At 53.8% G+C, this 17,726-nt stretch carries 14 protein-coding genes; 3 read left to right on the top strand and 11 right to left on the bottom strand.

Annotated features, from left to right (window positions below; translation table 11 throughout):
* Positions 1-13: 13 nt before the first annotated feature.
* From FF011L_RS11140 to FF011L_RS11130, 3 genes are all read right to left on the bottom strand, one after another.
* Positions 14-967 carry a YybH family protein gene (locus tag FF011L_RS11140; protein WP_218933140.1) on the bottom strand — a complete coding sequence of 318 codons (954 nt, stop codon included), beginning with the start codon at positions 965-967 and terminating at the stop codon, positions 14-16.
* 151 nt (positions 968-1,118) lie between these two features.
* Positions 1,119-2,462, bottom strand: coding sequence for a DUF3748 domain-containing protein (locus FF011L_RS11135; protein WP_246109869.1), 1,344 nt, complete (start codon positions 2,460-2,462; stop codon positions 1,119-1,121).
* A 35-nt stretch (positions 2,463-2,497) separates the two neighbouring features.
* Positions 2,498-5,446, bottom strand: a complete 2,949-nt coding sequence (locus tag FF011L_RS11130) for a PVC-type heme-binding CxxCH protein (protein ID WP_218933139.1) — start codon at positions 5,444-5,446, stop codon at positions 2,498-2,500.
* A gap of 214 nt (positions 5,447-5,660) precedes the next feature.
* Between FF011L_RS11130 and FF011L_RS11125 the strand changes: the two genes are divergently transcribed.
* Positions 5,661-6,041, top strand: a complete 381-nt coding sequence (locus FF011L_RS11125) for a translation initiation factor (protein WP_145351739.1) — start codon at positions 5,661-5,663, stop codon at positions 6,039-6,041.
* Positions 6,042-6,164: 123 nt separating this feature from the next.
* Here the strand turns inward: FF011L_RS11125 and FF011L_RS11120 are convergent, their stop codons facing one another.
* On the bottom strand, positions 6,165-7,142 hold the full coding sequence (locus FF011L_RS11120; protein ID WP_145351738.1) for an N-acetylglucosamine kinase: 978 nt from the start codon (positions 7,140-7,142) through the stop codon (positions 6,165-6,167).
* The gene (murQ, locus tag FF011L_RS11115; protein ID WP_145351737.1) at positions 7,139-8,071 is read right to left on the bottom strand and encodes an N-acetylmuramic acid 6-phosphate etherase; all 933 of its coding nucleotides are present in this window, start codon (positions 8,069-8,071) and stop codon (positions 7,139-7,141) included. The genes FF011L_RS11120 and murQ overlap by 4 nt, the downstream gene beginning before the upstream one ends.
* A gap of 152 nt (positions 8,072-8,223) precedes the next feature.
* Between murQ and FF011L_RS11110 the strand changes: the two genes are divergently transcribed.
* Entirely contained in the window at positions 8,224-9,738 is a 1,515-nt protein-coding gene (locus FF011L_RS11110) for a sodium:solute symporter (RefSeq protein WP_246109868.1), read from the top strand.
* 26 nt (positions 9,739-9,764) lie between these two features.
* Positions 9,765-11,057 carry an exo-beta-N-acetylmuramidase NamZ family protein gene (locus FF011L_RS11105; RefSeq protein WP_246109867.1) on the top strand — a complete coding sequence of 431 codons (1,293 nt, stop codon included), beginning with the start codon at positions 9,765-9,767 and terminating at the stop codon, positions 11,055-11,057.
* A 177-nt stretch (positions 11,058-11,234) separates the two neighbouring features.
* On the opposite strand, the gene FF011L_RS11100 is transcribed toward FF011L_RS11105, so the two are convergent.
* The 6 genes from FF011L_RS11100 to FF011L_RS11075 all read right to left on the bottom strand — a co-directional run bounded on the left by FF011L_RS11100 (position 11,235) and on the right by FF011L_RS11075 (position 17,480).
* Complete coding sequence (locus tag FF011L_RS11100; RefSeq protein ID WP_145351736.1) at positions 11,235-11,480, bottom strand: hypothetical protein; 246 nt, start codon at positions 11,478-11,480, stop codon at positions 11,235-11,237.
* Between the two features lie 143 nt (positions 11,481-11,623).
* The gene (locus FF011L_RS11095) at positions 11,624-11,983 is read right to left on the bottom strand and encodes a hypothetical protein (RefSeq protein WP_145351735.1); all 360 of its coding nucleotides are present in this window, start codon (positions 11,981-11,983) and stop codon (positions 11,624-11,626) included.
* Between the two features lie 388 nt (positions 11,984-12,371).
* Positions 12,372-12,818 carry a hypothetical protein gene (locus tag FF011L_RS11090; RefSeq protein WP_145351734.1) on the bottom strand — a complete coding sequence of 149 codons (447 nt, stop codon included), beginning with the start codon at positions 12,816-12,818 and terminating at the stop codon, positions 12,372-12,374.
* 128 nt (positions 12,819-12,946) lie between these two features.
* Complete coding sequence (locus FF011L_RS11085) at positions 12,947-13,402, bottom strand: hypothetical protein (RefSeq protein WP_145351733.1); 456 nt, start codon at positions 13,400-13,402, stop codon at positions 12,947-12,949.
* Between the two features lie 487 nt (positions 13,403-13,889).
* Positions 13,890-14,750 (bottom strand): prenyltransferase/squalene oxidase repeat-containing protein, encoded by an 861-nt coding sequence (locus tag FF011L_RS11080; RefSeq protein WP_218933138.1) that lies wholly within the window; start codon positions 14,748-14,750, stop codon positions 13,890-13,892.
* Positions 14,751-15,299: 549 nt separating this feature from the next.
* Positions 15,300-17,480, bottom strand: a complete 2,181-nt coding sequence (locus FF011L_RS11075) for a glycosyl hydrolase family 32 (RefSeq protein ID WP_145351731.1) — start codon at positions 17,478-17,480, stop codon at positions 15,300-15,302.
* Positions 17,481-17,726: the final 246 nt, after the last annotated feature.

Raw genomic sequence — 17,726 nt, 5'->3', positions numbered from 1 at the left:
CTGACAAGGAACGCTACGGCTCAACCACCGCTGGCGGAACGTTCCCGCTGCTGGCGTCCAGGACGGGATCGCTATTCTCGATTCGCACCGCGATGACGGCCTGCCCCGTCGGTTGCGGAGCCCCGTCGATTTCGTGCCCGATCAACTGCAGTGACATTGAATTCGGGTCCTCTTGCGAAATAACAAAAGTCCCGATGGCGGCCTGCCCATTTGCCAAATTTTGAGACGACTGGACATACCAATCGGCCCCCTTCTTTTTCCAGACTCCCGTTCCAAAAGATCCATCGGAATTAAAAGTCCAAGACCGAATCTCTCCAGATCGCGCATCCCAACCGATGACTTGAGTCCCTTTCATGATGGTTTCTTGATCATCACTGACCACAAATGAACGGGTTAAAAAGTTACCGTTTTCGGTCCATCGCACGGTGGTTGCAACACGCTCTTGTTCTCCTTGGTCTACCCAGCTGCCGACCAACCATTCCAGTTCCTGCAAGGCTTCACCCGCGGAACCAACCTGCTCGGGGATCGATTCCTCGACCGTTTTGATTTGCCACAGGCCATCTTTTTCGATCAGAACCGCCGAAAACGCAAACACGTACGGAGCTTCGCCCGGTGGTCCTACGCGTGTTTCGCCTTCGACTTCGGCGACTTCAGCGGTCAACATTTCGACCGAATCAATACTACCCGATAGTCTTGTTTCAGGTTGATTCTTAAAAACCTCCGCAATGTCGCTGACAATCGCAGAACGTCCCTCCGTCGTTTCGCCGGTACTGCTGTCCACATGGACTGCATCCTCCGTCCAAGCATTGGAAACCGCGGCAAGATCCTTTTGATTGAACGCATCGACATAAGCTTGAATCGCTTGCCGGACATCTCCTTCGTCCGCCGCGGCCCGCTGCGTCACAATACAAACGCTTAGGAGCGGTAGCAGTAAATAGAAAACGGTTTTCACAGTTGGAGACTCCACGGTCGTATTAGAAGAAAAGAAGCGGAAAAGTGCCCTTCCCCGCAAGCGCCCCGGGTTGGCAGCGAACGTCACAGGCCAAGCCAATAGACCTACCCACCCGCTGGTAACTATAGCATTACCACGCCGAAGAGCCAATTAATAATGGCCCACGTCAACCTGCAAAAACCGAGGGAGAAAGGAAGATTTGGTTAAAAAACGGCCCCTCGTTGCCCCCGTGCATCGGATCGCTGACCGGCTGGACAAATGCGATCTGTTTCCCATCGGGGCTGTAAACCACCGCCTCGCCTCGCAGGGCTGTTTTTCCTTCGGCAACCTTGGTCAAACGCGTCGTCTGTCCGCTCTGAACATCCACTTCACACAGGCTACCACCCGCGATGCAGGCAATCGCTCGCCCGTCGCTGCGAAATGAGAATGCCGACTGCACCGGGAATGGGTTGTGCGTCAACTGTCGCAACCCCGCCCCGGTCGGAGCGATCAGCCACAATTGAGCAATGCCCTGATCGTCGCGCATCAAGAATGCGATCTGACCTCCCTCAGGATTGCTCCTTGGCCAATGCCTAACGGGCCCCAATCCGGGGAACGGCCGGTTGGTCGTGAAGGTCAACCGACGCTGCGCGATACCTTGTGGGGTGAACGGCATCTCTCCTGCCCCGGCCATCGGAGTCTGCTCTGCCAAGCTGACAAGAGAATCGGGGATATCCAGCACAAACAGCTCAGCAACCGGATTTCCATTTTCCGAGCAAACGTCGCCTAACATCGCGATCGCTTTTGATTGGCGGACACCATCGTGCCTCACATAGCCGTCTCGTCCGATCCACGCGTCACTATAGGCTCGTCCAATTTGGTCGCTCCCCGGATCTGGACTTGCCACCGTTTTGCTGACCAAGACACTGAAGCCGCTTCCACTGTGATTCCGTTCATGGCGACCGGGAACTGAAACAGGCATCCCAAGAATGGTCACCCCGACATTCCGCCGGTTGGGCTCACTTTTACGATCGTTAGCCGTCGCCAATAAATGATCTTCATAGGTGAAACTGACCCACTGACCATCCCCACTAAAAGCATGCAGATGCGTCCCGCCGCGAAGAGCCCCTTGCGTGAATGGCGGAACAAGATCACGCCCGTCCAAATTGGTCACGCATCCGACCTTCGCCAGATCCAGCAGAACGCCTCGACGATGCCAAGCCGCGTAACTCCAGTCGGCCGTTGGAAATTCCGGACCATGGATAAAAACCACTCGGTCCTCTACCGGGGAACAACTAACGACTCCCACAAACGCCCCGTGCTGGGACTGATAGACGGTCTCTGTAATTTCCGATTTCACATGGACGCGTTCAATTCTTGCACTATCAAATTGGCTGCCCGCCGCATCGCTTCGCACATCATAAAAGATCCATTCCCCATCTTTGGACCAAACGCCGGTGTTGGTCAGAAGATGATTCTGACCAGCCGTAGTCAACTGGCGAACAGACATTGGTCCAGAACGGATATCCATAAAATTCAAACCCATGCGGCCGGTGTGACGGAGACTTAATTTTGGGTTGCGGGCAGTGCAACCTGCCCCGAGTGCATCAAGTACGCAAACAAATCGCGCACCTCCGTCTTGGACATTCGGTCCAACAAGCCATCGGGCATCGAGGATTTCGAAGTCTGACTAACCGATTCGATTTCAGACTGAGGAAGAACCATGCGTTGATTCGGAGTCTGAAGCACCAGCGACTGTTTGTCTTCCGAAACAATCAATCCATTCAGAACCCGTCCATCGACCGTTAGAACAACCGACATCCGAAACTCTTTTCCAACGACGGCACTTGGGTCGACAATATGCTCAAGCAGATAGTCCAAATTCGTCCGTTGTGCACCGGTCAGGTCCGGACCAATCGACTCGCCCTCGCCATACAGCCGATGGCACTGGGTACAGGTCGCCTTAAAAAGGGCTCGACCTGCCGAAAGATCGGCTTGCTGAAGCTCCGTTGGCGTTACGTCTTTTTTTAAAGAGAGCATCTGCTGCTGCCGTTCGGCCGACGTTTCACGGACGTCCCCCCAGACCTTGGACAATTCGGACGTCAACGCTGGAATGTTCAAGCTTTTAATTTGCCGGGCGTACTGCGGTCGAATGTCCGCTGCCGAGATCGAGGATTTATCTTTTCCCAAAGCTTTAAGAAGCGATTCTGCAAATGCTGGCCGCGACACCAACACTTCTAAAACCGATTGGCGATCCTCGGGCTGGAACCGTTGATACTTACGAATCAACAACGCTCCGACTTTCGGATCGTTGTACAGAGCCAAACCACGCAGCGCCGTCTTGTTCAAAACGCGAACATCCAACAAGGATTCGCAGATTTCGCGAAGGTCATTCGGGCGAGCCTCAATTAAATGCTGGAGAGCCCTCTGACGCACGGCGATCGATCGCTTCTTATCTAGCACGACCTGGCGAATCTGTTCCATCGCCCTTCCATCGCCAAACAGACTACCCATCTGACGAATCGTTTCCTCACCGAAACCGGTGGGAATCGAACCAGCAAAAGCATTCCAGTCCGCAGGTGCCGTTATCTTTCGTTCCCCTTCAAATGCCTTCTGCATTCCTGCCAGGATTGCCAACTGGTGATCCCGCGAAACGGATTGGCCAGCCACCAACAACTCATTTAACACGGACTGGTCGGCGTCCGCTGCGTGCTGGTCAGCGATCGCTCTGGCGATCCAACCGGTCAATGAAGGCCACCGACTCCGCTGGACCAAAGGGATTAACGACCCCGGATTTGATTGAACCACCGGCGACAACCCAAACCAAACCATCGAAGGTAGATCGCGATCGTCACGGTAGTCTTCTCGAACGATTAACCCTTCCGCCAACGCGGGCCGCTGCTGAACGGGGATTCGCTGTAAAGTCGATGCCAGGGTTAACAACACCAGCCCCGAAGAATCCTCTTTACTAACCGCAATCAAATCCCGTGACGTTTCGGGGGCTGCTGGGTAGACGGCAGACGGCATCGGTCCGTCCAGCGTATCCAATGGCCACGCATCCGTTAGCAAGCGAATCGCCCAAGCCCGGACATGTTCATCGGGATCGTGCAGTTTCTGTCGAAGCGTCAGCGCCGTCGTATTCCCAGCCTGAAAACTCTTCCATAACTTGGGAAGTTCGCCGGGGCCAGCCATGCATGTCGGTTTTGCAAATGGCAAGGTCGTCTTGCGGACTGCCGTGGCCTGCGAAGAATTCAGCGGCGAGCTGTATGCCAGTCGAAAAATCCGCCCACTGGTTCGGTGAACGCCGGTGGAATCATGGCACTCTCCTGTATCACTCCAATCGATGACATAGGCATGCCCGTCAGGCCCGGTCCGAATATCGAGGCCTCTGAAGAAGGGGTCCTTAGAAATCAAGAAATCCGGTTCGTGTCGTCCGACATACCCTGCCCCCTGACGTTCTAAGCGTTCAACGTTCACTCGCAAACCGTGCATGTTCACCGTGAATAATTTGTTGTGATATTTGACCGGCCACTGCGTCCCCTGATAAATCATCATCCCGATATGAGCATGACCTCCTCCTAGATCATTCGCCTTTCCATCGCGACTTGCCGTCCAACTTCCGTTGGTATCGAAATGGTAGTGGTCAGCGATCATGTCCAATCTTTCATAGACCATTGGATTACTGCTCTCACCAAATGACTCTTTAAAGTGAGCCCCTGGCATCATGTGCCACAGGTGGCCAATGACGGTGTTGATAAAAAACAATTCACCATCACGATCCCAGTCATGGCCCCAAGGATTCACAGTCCCATGGCAAAGCACTTCAACCACGTTTCGTTCAGGGTGGAATCGCCAGATCCCTCCTTTGATCGGAACACGCTCGGAATCGGGAGTCCCGGGGATCCCAAGTTCACCGGGGCATGAATGCCCGCTGCGTCCATACAGCCAACCATCCGGACCCCAGCGAAGTCCATTTGCGAAGTTATGATAATTGGATTTCGCCACCGTAAAACCGTCCAGTTTGACGACCGCTGGGCCGTCCGGCTTTGCATCCCCATCGGCATCGGGAACAAACAGCAACTGGGGTGGGGCGAGCAGCCAAACCCCGCCCCGGCCAACTTCCACACTGGTTAACCTTTGGACGGTATCAAGAAACACGTGCCGCTCATCGGCATGGCCATCCTGATCGGTATCGCGAAACACCACGACGCGGTCGCGAAGGTTTAGATCGAACCGCTGCGTGCGATCGGAGTACGTGTAATTCTCTGCAACCCACATCCGCCCTGCTTGATCCCATGCCATCGCGATAGGGTTCCGCACCTCCGGTTCGGCGGCAAACACCGTCGCTGAAAAACCGGGGGGCAACTCCATTGAATCCGCGGCGGTCGCAGCATCCAGCGGTGACAATCCGGCTTCCGATGGACTGTCGTAGACCTTAGGAAAATCGTCTCCCCAACCACTAGACATCAGCGTGACACAAACGGCGAAGACGACCCTAAACGCTTTTCGATTCATCAAAATTCTCATACCGTCGGGACATCAGTAGGGTGGACTTGCCCTAGGAGACGCCCAAGGGAAGGGTTAACATTATACGTCAAGCCATCGCCCTGGGCACGGGACAAATCATTGCCTTGAAGCCCGTTTTGTCTCTCATCGCAGGGCCCCCGCCCCGGGACGAGCATTCTCAGCCAAACCGCACGGCAGCCCTTTTTCGGAACCTCCCCCCACCATGACTCGACTATTCGCCGGCACCCCGTTCGACATCCCTCCCGAATGCGAGATTTGCGGTCAAAAGGAGTCGGAATGTCAGTGTACGCCGGAAACCAAAGCGGCTTTCGAAAAGAAGCGACAAATCGCAGCCAACCGTCTTGCCCCATCCGAGCAGACGGCTCAAGTGCGCACGGAAGTCCGTAAAGGCAAACGCCGGGTGACCGTCGTTTCGGGATTGACCGCGAAAGCGAACGATCTTTCTGAGTTGCTTTCCAAATTGCAGGCAACCTGTGGTACTGGTGGGACGGTCAAGGCCAACGAAGATCTTGTGGAACTTCAAGGCGACCACATGGAAAACGTCCGGCAGGCCCTGCGTGGGCTAGGCTACCGCGTAAAGTAGCCTCCGTTTCCTGCGTGGGAGCTACATGCAAAGACTGCGATTTGCTACCGATCGAACGTTGGCTGACGCCGCCGTAGCGCATTGACGTTTGCCGAAACCTGGCATTTTTTAGCTTCGACGAAATCAACAATTTTTCGCCGCAATACGTACGGCGCCCGCGACCGGATTGGGAACCGGGTAGACGCGACTACCTTGCCAGCCGGTCTGCTTCAGTGTCTGGACAAGACGCTCTTGAAACGCTGGGTGATTGATTAAAACCCCTCCGGTTAGCAAGACGGGTAATTCATGTTCGGTGTCTTCCAATTGATTGGCAACCTTGTGCACCAACAAAGCCAATTCAACGGCCGCCCTCTGTAGAATGCCTTCGGCGACTCGATCTTCAGGAGCCATCATGAAGACGACTTCTCCGAGTTCCGCGATTTGCCGGCGATCCATCGACGAACGGTACATCGCGCCGACCAAATCGGAAACTTCGTCAAGCTCCAGTCGCTCTAAGAATGCCGCCAGCAATTTTGTTTTTGGGCCTCGCCCATCCGCGAACCGCGTTGCCGCACGCAGTCCATCCAGTGCGATTGCATAGCCACTCCCCTCGTCCCCAAACAGCGGCCCCCATCCGCCATTACGTACACGGTCGTAAGCGTTTTCTCCCAGCGAAAACGATCCGGTCCCGGCAATCAACGCGATCCCATATCCGTCTTCGACCTCGGCATGCAAAATGGGTTCGGCATCATTGGTGATGATCGTCTTATATGCAATCTGTTCCTGTTCGGCCCAGTCCTGGAAAGGGATTTGGGCGTCCGCATGCTCCGCTCCGGCCAACCCAAAACAAGCGGCGGCGACCGTCCTTGGTTCGATTCCAGCATCGGCAAACGCTGCTTCGACCGCCTGCCGCAGGTGCTGAGTGGCCGCTTCCATCCCAACCGTTCGCACATTCGATCCGGCCGCACGCCCTATCCCCAACGGGACCAAGGGATCGGCTCCCTGCGAATCCGGGCTTTGCGAATCGGGGAACGGTGGAATCATCGATCGCTCGACCAACCAGGCAACGGTTTTAGATCCACCACCATCGACACCAAGCACGTATTGTTGGGACTCATTCACCGCAGCGGCTCCACGTTCTCTTCATTTAATGCAGCCCGCAGGTGCCCCTTCACAGAGGCCAGACGACTACGAGCATCGTCGGCGTTCAGTTGCCGCACATGGGCAACAATCGCCGTTTTGACTTCACCATTGCAAGCTTCCAACAGTTCGCTCGCAGCCTCCAAAGAGAGATCGGTCAGATCGGCCACGATTCTTTTAGACCGGGCAAGTAGTTTTACATTACTTGCACGCAAATCGACCATTAAGTTTCCGTAAGTTTTTCCCAGCAACACCATGGCGCCTGTGGTCAACATGTTCAGCACCAGCTTGGTGGCGGTCCCCGCCTTTAAACGTGTCGAGCCACTAATCACCTCCGGGCCAACAATTGGCGTGATCATCAACTGAGCATGCTGGGATAACGCATTGTTTTCGTTACAGGCGAATCCAATCGGCAGGGCGCCCACTTCTACTGCATACTGAAGCCCACCCACCACGTACGGCGTGGAACCGCTGGTTGCAATCCCAACGACGGCATCGTCGGCAGTCAGCCCAATCGATTCCAAATCCGCCCTCCCCTGTTCGGGATGGTCTTCCGCGCCTTCGATCGCCTTGGTTAAAGCGGTCGGTCCGCCAGCGATCAATCCGACGACCATTTCCGGAGGCGTATTAAAAGTTGGCGGGCACTCACTCGCATCAAGGACTCCCAGTCGTCCCGACGTTCCGGCGCCCATGTAGATCAAACGGCCGCCACGCCCAAAGCGTTTCGCGATCGCTTCCATTGCTGCCGCGATCGCCTCTCCTTCTTTCTCGATGGCTCCGGCGATCTTCGCATCTTCCCGGTTCATCAACTGCACAATTTCAGCTGCGCCACACTGATCAATTTTTGCGGAAGCCGGATTTCGCGATTCGGTCGTGAGCGGTTTTCCACTAGGCAGTTGTTGGTCATTCATCTTTCAAGCACAATGCAGAAGCCGCAAAGCAATGATGGGCACAGTTTTTTGACGGCAGGACGGTTGGGTGATTCAGCCCGCTTCACTGTTGTGAACGGTTCGTTGTTCACAGCTCTTTATAGTAACCTCGACTTCTCGAACTGCAGCCCCACGTGAATTTTGCAATCCAACCAGTCGATACCGGGATCGTATGTGTCTACTTGATCGCGGTTGTCCTATTTGGCATGTGGATCGGCCGGGGGAAAAAAGACCTTGATGGCTACCTCTTAGGTGGCAGAGACCTACCTTGGTGGGCCATTTTGGGTTCGATTGTTGCCACCGAAACCAGCACCGCCACTTTCCTAAGCGTTCCTGGAATTGCATATGCCGCTGGCGGCGATATGCGATTTCTTCAGCTGGCGTTTGGATTCGTGCTGGGCAGAATGTTGGTCGCCGTAATCTTGTTGCCTCAATATTTCCAAGGGCATCTATATACCGCCTATGAAGTCCTCCACAAACAGTTCGGGGGGGGCGTCAAAACATTCGCCTCGCTTTTGTTTTTGGTAACACGAAATCTTGGGGATGGGCTAAGACTGTTCCTGGCAGGGATCGCGTTGGAAAAAGCAATCGGGATCGAATTGCATTGGTGCATCGTTCTGATCGGTTTACTGACAATCCTCTATACCTTTTTCGGAGGCATGAAAGCGGTTGTCTGGAGCGATTGTATTCAGTTGGTTGTCTATGTCTCCGGCGGGCTGATCGCCCTGTACTTGCTGGTCCAAGCACTCCCAACAGGCTGGGCCGGACTTTGGGAGTTCGGACACGAAACAGGACGCTGGCACTTGTTCGACCTGCGGATACGATCGACCGACAACTTCTCGTTCTGGAGCGAACCCTACACTCTGATCGCAGGTTTATTGGGTGGAGCCGTCCTTAGTTTTGGAACCCATGGCACAGACCAAATGATGGTTCAACGATTTCTCTGCGCGAGGAACGAACGTGCCGCTCGGCGCGCATTGATCCTCAGCGGATTCGCCGCATTTGGGCAGTTCGCATTGTTCCTCCTGCTGGGCGTCGCCCTTGCCTGCTTTTACACCCAAGTCGACCCGCGAACCTTCGAACATGCCGACGAAGTCCTTGCTTCTTACATTGTCGAATACCTCCCCACGGGACTTATCGGTTTGACTTTGGCCGCCGTCTTTGCTGCGGCAATGTCAACGCTTTCCAGTTCATTAAACTCCTCTGCAAGTGCCGCAGTGAACGATCTCTATGCACCATGGCATACCTACAAAGGTACCACCGTCCGGCCGGAAAAAATGGTGACAGCCAGCCGAGCTTTCACGATCGCCTTCGGAGTGCTTCAGATTGCGATTGGCTTGGGCGCCAGTGCACTCTCCAAAAGTGTCATCGGAGATGCGTTAGCGATTGCCGGATTTGCCGCCGGAATCTTGGTCGGCGTCTTTTTACTTGGCGTGTGGGGAAACGGAATCGATCGGCGTGCGGCTTTTCTCGGCATGCTGGGTGGATTTGTCATATTGGTTTACGCGAAATTTGGAACCACCTTGGCATGGACTTGGTTTGCTCCCCTGGGCGCCCTTTTCACTTATTTCATTGGCTGGTCAAGCAACCTGTTTTTCTCCCCTTCCGCAAAGCCGCCTCAAACGGCGGCTGAAAGTCGATCCACATGACTTTTTGGCACTCTCCCATTATAGAAATGCAATCCTCCTGCTTCTCGCGAATGGCTGGACGCACCGCCGTGTCGGTGTTACTGCTATGGATGGGAACGACGGTCGCCACTTGCCAAGAAACAGTCAAACCGGCTGAACCCGCGTCCGCTCAAGTCCCTCCCTTGGAAACACCTACCTCCACCCTCCTAACGGGACTGGATATTTTGCAACGCGACCGTTTTGTCCAACTAAAGGGACAACGTGTCGGATTGATCACCAATCACACGGGCGTAAATCGTCGCGGTGAAAGTTTGGTAAAAATCTTGCAGGATGCCCCCGAAGTCGATCTGACCGCCCTCTTCAGCCCCGAACATGGATTTGCTGGAATCCTCGATCAAGCTCGGATCGATGATCAACAGGATTCGACAACCGGGTTACCAATTTTCAGCTTGTACGGAAAAACCCGCAAGCCAACACCTGACAGCCTTCAAAATGTCGATACGTTGGTTTTTGATATCCAAGACATCGGAGCCCGGTTCTATACCTATGTCTCCACGATGGGTTTGGCGATGCAAGCGGCCGCCGAACAGGAGATCCGATTTGTCGTCTTGGATCGCCCGAATCCAATCAACGGAATCAGCGTCCAAGGTCCGATCCTGGACGCGGGGAGCGAATCCTTTGTCGGCTTCCATCCGATCCCGGTCCGCCATGGGATGACCGTCGGCGAATTAGCCCAAATGTTGAAACAAGATTTGAATCTGGACCTGGACTTAACCGTCGTCCCCGTTGAAAGCTGGCAGCGAGACGAAATGTATGACAGCACAGGTCTTCTGTGGATCAATCCTTCTCCGAACATGCGGAACTTGACACAGGCCCTCCTCTACCCGGGAATCGGACTGATCGAAACAACCAACGTTTCGGTCGGACGCGGCACGGACACGCCGTTTGAAATCATCGGAGCCCCTTGGCTTCAACCATTGACCTTTGCAGCAGGATTGAACCTGGAAGGATTACCAGGAGTGCGATTCGTCCCCCTTCAGTTTACTCCCCAGTCCAGCAAGTATGCCGCTCAGATTTGCGGCGGCGTACGCATCATCGTGACCGATCAAAGTCAATTCGATTCTTTACGCACCGGGCTGACCGTTGCCGTCCATCTCCGTCGCCACTACCCCACAGAATGGGAAACGAAATCGCTAAACCGATTGCTAAATCACAAAGCAACCTACGACGGAATTATCGCGGGGAAAAGTGTCGACGATCTACAAGCCGGATACTGGGACGGCCTAGAAAAATTCATCCAACGACGAAAAGCATTTTTGATCTATCCCCAAGAAGGATAACATCGCACCCGCACGTGCTTTAAAAAGCCCCGTGCTTATTTGGACCACAGCGATCGAAATCTATTTCCCCAAAAAATCGATTGGTTGGACAATCCCCATCGCCGTCCGGGCAGTCGATTTAGCAATTGCCGCCTTTCGCTCCGCTTCCGATAAAAACCACACCCCCTATCGCCCCGGTTACTCCGCCTGATCATCGGGCGGCTGGTAAGGATTCCCTGAATCCGCTGGTTTGGGCCGAGCCTTTGGCGTCGACGACCTGAGCGGACTTGAAGCCGAAGGAACCGTCGCTAGGGGATCCTCTTCATCGCCCAACGCCATCAAACGCTCGTACCGCTCACGCCGTTTCTCCAGGCGGCGTCGCCGCTGACGTTCGTTCCAAGGGACATACACAAACATAATTCCCAAGTACAAAATGGCCACCATCAGCATTGCCTTGTACCTCGAATGCGATGCCAAGCATGGCGCAAGAGATGTCCCCCATCGTGAAGCCTTGAAATCATTGAAGTCATTGAAAATATTCCGAAGATCGTTGCAGGCGTTAGAGTTCAACGCAGACCATTTCTGAGTCAGCCGAACCAAAGAAAATCCATCGGCCAACTCCATGCAAACAGACAGACGGCTCCGAACGCAAAAAAGCCAAACAAGACCAATCGTTTGCTTCGGACCAAAATACCAGAGGCGACAATTAGCGTGCTTAAAATAGCAACGAGATGGGTGGCCAGCCAAAGCCCGGCGATCGCACATTCTCTCGCCGACATCGTTCCCAAAGTGGCGAAGCCACCGTATTGGCTGAACCGCACGAGCGCACTCAATCCAATCATCGCTCCACACAGCAGCAGTAATCCGGCCAACACTCGGCGAAAACCCCCCAACGATCGACCACGGGCTGTCGCAATTCCATCTGTTGGGCGATAGGGATTTATCAAAGTTCTAGCCTGCGATTCGTTGGTGATTCCTCTTTGACAGCAGGCAAAGTGCGACCCTATGCCTGTTTGGATGTCGCCGTCGACGCTTGGTACGACACGCTAGGTCGGAACCGATCTAATCAATTCTGCGACCAAGTATTCAAATGATTTTGTCGAAAGCTGAAATCCGAAATCCTTTTTACCTGAAAGCACATCCACCGTCAGCGCAGCGTGTTCAACAGCAGAGAATCTGGCAGAGAGTCCCATCGATTCGAATAGAAACAAACTTCGCAATCCGTTTCTGCCTAGCTTCCAAAATTTCCTAGTTTCCAAATTTCCGCCGGTCTACAGACGATAACCAATGCAGTGCAACCGGAGCTTGCCAGATATGGCAAGCAACGCCTCTATTTCAGGAAGGTTTGATTTCGCGGATCTCAAGGATCGATTCGTCGGTCGATCTTTCGTCCACGGATTTCGTTTTCGTCAGGCAATAGACGAGGATCGCGCCCAACCAAAAAGCAGCTAGAACCGGCGAAGCATAGATGCCCAAAAAAACAAAAGCGATGGGCGACTGCGGATCAGGATTAATATAAAACGTGTGTGCGAAGACGTAGCTGAACCAGACAGCATACACCAATGAACTCATCGCCAGAACGAGCTGCGCGTAAAACGTACGGAGGGCAACGCAGAGCGCTGCGGTGATCACAAGCGGTCCAAACGAAAACGGCAAGAAAGAAAGCCCCGCGTAGAAAGGGTCTGCCTGAGCACAAAGAACCAGTGAGCCGATCGCAACGACGGCCGCGGTAATATAAAACGCCACGCCAAAACGAAGGTGATGCTGTTTGGTTATAGCCACGTTCAAAGACTCAGAAGAGCCATTCTCAGATCGCATGGAACAAAGTTTCCTTTCTACGGATCAATTTCAACAAGCGTGCGAGGTCAGGAAGGGCACTGGCGCAGAAGTGGATCGTATTCCGCTCCATGTCATGATTCATCGCTCAGAACCTGGTCGATAGCTGGGTCCACGGCAACCGCGGCAGGTACGTCGCCGACTACGGGTAAGCTAGAAATCATTGGCCCAATACTATTTGCAGTCCAGTAAAATCCAGCGAAGCCCATGCAAATCAATACAGCATGCGAATAGCCCGAAGTCCACCTGCTACGCTTTGAGGCGAGATTAAAAACGACAAAGATATCCACAGCTATCGCAAACAAAACGAGCAGCGTGAATGCGGCAATGGTATCCGACATGATCGCGATCTTGCCAAACTCGGGAGTCAGGTTGATTTCCGCAGAACGGTAGTATTCCTGAAACGACTGATTTATCTGGACAAGTACAAGGTAGAGCATCCCGAAGGCTAGTAAGTGAACAACCGAAATCAAAATCGCAGATATCCAGCTTCGTTTTTGTTTCTGTATGACGTCGGTTTGAGCATTCATGCCAGGGTTCCAGTGCAGATAGCGAAGAGTACCAGAAGAGGTTGAACGAGTCGCAACACAGCAAAATTTCTATCGATTGAGAGAAGGATTTGCAAACGGTCGATCTGCTTCACGCCCAATCTCCAGCCCAAGCCATTGTTCTCACAAAGGCTCCTTGAAGTGACAAAAGACGCGTCAAGCGATTCGATCTTGCCCACAACCAACATACCGGTCTGTTGGGGGCCGAGCAACGATCGGCGAATCCGCAATCCCGCCAGGATCAGCCGGCCTCCCCGACGCGCCGGCCAATAAGATGGAAAAGCATGGCCTCTCACTCACTATTTTTTGGGAAAGAGTTGGCTTTCCTGAATAGCCACAGATCTACAGGATGCAACATCCATTTCTCAGCACCTGGGAGAGCCGCATCTAAGCCAGGAGCGAGCGTCCTCCACTGAATCGATCCTCCATTCAATACTCTGGTTCCCTTGGCATCTGTTTCCAGCGCTTGTCATTCGGGCTGTGGCATCAACTGGATAAGAGCAGAGGTCGCCCATGCAGTGGCGGCAACAGAGATAAACTGATTTTTACCGTGCGGGTCACCATTGTCGAAGAATTGCTGCGCGGGTATTGCGTGACTCACAAATTTCCATGATCCGTCAGTCTGTTGAGTCCGCAGCAAAAAGTCCCGCCCGCTGGTGATTGCTGGATCGTCGAGCGCCGTGCCAGTGTCGCACAACATGAAAATCGTTTGCCCTGTAGAAAAGGTGTCGCTCAGAAGTTCACTTGTCTCGCCCCAACCACCATCTTTGTTTTGCGCCGCCAAAACCGCTTTTAGAACCCGTGCTTTCGACGTTTCTTCCCCGCCAAGGTGATGCAGTCCCCATAGCCGCCAAAGGCGATCTTGCTGACTCGTAAGGGGAACACTATCTAACCATCTGTCGGCGTCGGCACGAGCTTTTGCCGCACGGGCCCGCTGTTCCTGCGAAGCGTAACGCTCGATCCCCATCAGCGCCAACACCGTGTCGGCGACCACCGAGGCTTGCATGGGCGCTCGGCGGCACGATGCAATCCAACGTCCGTGGCTCACTTTTCTGTTTTCTTCGCCTTGACGGTCTTTCAGTCGTGCAACGCCTTGAATCTGCAGCAGATAGCTGACCATCGCCATAGTTGTCGCGTCGGGGGGACGTTTGTCCAAGCTCAACGCCCAAAGTCCGTAACCAACCGTGGCAGCACCACCGGGAACGTGTGCCCCAACATTCATGTCGTCGATGCGTGGTTCGAAATAAGCATGAGTCGCGTCCGCCTGTTCCTCCATCCAGTCCCTATCCAACGCCAGCCCAACGGCGTCAGCTTCCACAGACACCAACATAGGAAGCGTGTGATGATGACAGGAAAAGCAGTCTTCGTTCGAATGCCAGTTAACCGCAGCAAGTTGCACGCGGTTGAGCCCGCGACGTACTGCCGTCTCGGCATCCACAGCAAAACTAGTCTGCACAGTGCCGACAAAGACCAATATGAAAAGAGCTGACCTCATGAAATCCTCGTGGATCGATCGACCGTCGTCGTAGGACAGCCTCATAGCCGAAGGTTCGCCGCATTCGAAACGCGTGCTCGCCGACCTATTCGATCAACGTTGACAAATCATACCAAGCCCATCGGCCACCAGCAAATCGAATCGCCTGACGATTGCCCCCAACATTACTCCGAAAACAAAGCGTTTCGAAGATCAAACGGAACGCATCGAACGGACCAAGATCCTGCACAAAACGGCAATAAGATCTCCTTATTCCCCAGCTATGGTTGGTGGGCAATTCGCGCAAAGTCACGATGGTTAAGAGCCGTGCGGGTTAACGGACATACCCATCCGAAATAGGATCCTCGGGATAGTCAAAATCCCCACAACCATCTGATGCGGTAATCAACGTTCACTCACATTTCTATCTGCACCGGCGTTGACACCTCCCTCAAATCCTGGTCCTCCACCGGCGACGTATCCGTTGCTGGCTCCATCTTCGTCAGAGGAAACCCAAAAGGAATACAGCTGCCCGTCCTGAAGATGAAAGCGGAAGCGGACCGGTCTGCCAGCCAAACGGGATAGATCCTTGGTTCCTTCCCAAGTCACTTCCGACAAGGTGCTGTCGACAGACAGAGGACGGCAATTCGCTGCGGAGAATCCTTCTATCGGTTTGCCATTTTTATCCAGCACATCGACACGAAGACGCCCCTCAGGACAATCAACGTTGACAAACAACCGGTTCCCGCTGAACGTAACCTGTTTTGTGGTCAGTGTTCCGCCGTCGGTCCCTGCATCCATACTGGCGAACCCGTCTCGCCGCAACTTGGCGATCCCCGTCGAGGCATTTGCATACATCCCGTTGTCCCGGGCTTCACGTCCCTTACGTGCTGAATCTCCAGCAAACCCTGTATAGTAAAACCACAATTCGTCGCCCACGACCACGCAAACAGCGGCGTTCGATTGCAAATACCCACGATCCCAACTGCCTTCTTTCCGACTGGCGGGGATAAAGGGCGTACGATCTGTCGGCCGGTGCCAATGAAATCCATCACGGCTGAAACCAAGGTGAATCTCCGTCAGTTTCGGTACCCCTTCTTTCGCGCAGTCCGAATTTGGAGGCCCTTGGTAAATTTCAAATGCACCAAGCATCAGAGACTCATAGGCAACCGCATCCAGGTTGTACAATTGAGGGTCGAGCGGTTTCTGGTCGCGATCCGGAAAAGCATAAAACCAATGGGTATCGGGAAGATCAAGGTTATCTGCTCGCATCCATTTCACTTGTTTCGAAACCGCAGCACCTTCTAGAAAGTCCTCATGCTCACTGTAGTTGCGACTCCGGGCTTGCCATGAAGAGCGGATGCTATAAACCCACTTCTTTCTAAACGGGTTAAAGAAAATGGTGCTCCGGTCGCCCATTGGACCGGTCGCCACAGGATCGCTCCATCCGATCCCGTCGGCGGATGTGAACAATTTGCCTCCCTGCGGTCGCCCCCAGACAAGCATCTTAAAACGTGGTTCTTGTCCCTTCGCAAAAGGATCAAGAACCACCGCCGCCGAGTCACGTTGTCCGCTCGGTGGGATAACACGATTGGTCCCTGGCTGAACATCCAACACGGGTCGCCGCCAAGAAATCCCATCGTCGCTGACCGCATAGGCAGTCCCGTCAAACCAGCCAGCACAGTACCACATTTTATAAAGCTGATCGGTCGGGTCATACCAAACGCCGCCACTAAACGGAGCCGCCATGGGAGCGTGACCGCTATTCGTTCCCAATTCAAGTTCGGTCTCAGGTTTTAATACGGGATTGCCCTCATATTTGACGGCCTTGTGCCAGGTCCGCTGCAATGTCGTGCTATCGATCAGAAAATCATCGACGAACAACTGACGGCCAATATCAATCGGTAATTCGGCCGGCGGGTAATCCAGATAGGGAACCGGCAGGGGATCGTCCCCTTGCCCACCCAGATTTGCTGGCGGCCAGACGCGAGGCAGGCGGATGCCGTTGTACAACAACTCCCCATCATTTTCCTGCCAAGGACGCGGCTTCCACTGGGTGATTTTACTTCCGCGAGGAACTAACAAGACTGCCCATTTACCAACCGCCAGCTGGTCTCCCACTGCCAACGACTTGCGATACACAGTCACCCTGTCGATAGCATTCTTTCCAAACAGCTGAAATTCGTTGTCGTCAATCTGCTCAAATCCATGCTCTAACAAATAGCCTTCTTGACTAGCAGCCTTTTCGCGGCTGGCCGCTGGAGTGAGCGCGTAAACAACACCTGCGCGTAGACATTCAAACTGATAGCCATTAATCTCCGTTCGGATGAAAATCAGCTCTTTCAGTTCCTCGGGAATATCGGGACAGGTGTAGGGTCGATCCGTAAAGATTCTTTTACCGGGACGAAACGAATCGGTTTCAACCGCGGAAAAGAAAGCCAACGCGGGCGATTCTTCCAACGCCGCATCATTCGCATAGGCAGCGGGCGGCACAGCAAGTATCAAGCACCCACTACCGATTAGGAAAAACATCGCACAGCGAACGATCGACATCAGATGAACCACACAATTAAAATTTTGTCGCATTGAATTATCGGCGGCATGAAACAAGGAGATTTAACCAGAAAACAGTCTACTCAACCCGAAACGTCCCCCGCGGTCGACAGACCTGCGAAGAACGCTGTGCGTGTAGATTGTATCGCCGTCGCTCCGGACAAATCCGTCGCACAGTACCTCGCCACCTTATTTCATGAACGAATCGGAACAACCCCAATCCAGTTCCGCCAAGACCATAAAGAATCAAGTTCTCACTGAACGATTCTGCTAGGCTGA

It is taken from the genome of Roseimaritima multifibrata, assembly GCF_007741495.1.
Classification (GTDB): domain Bacteria; phylum Planctomycetota; class Planctomycetia; order Pirellulales; family Pirellulaceae; genus Roseimaritima; species Roseimaritima multifibrata.
This window is presented reverse-complemented; position numbering and strand designations above follow the sequence as displayed.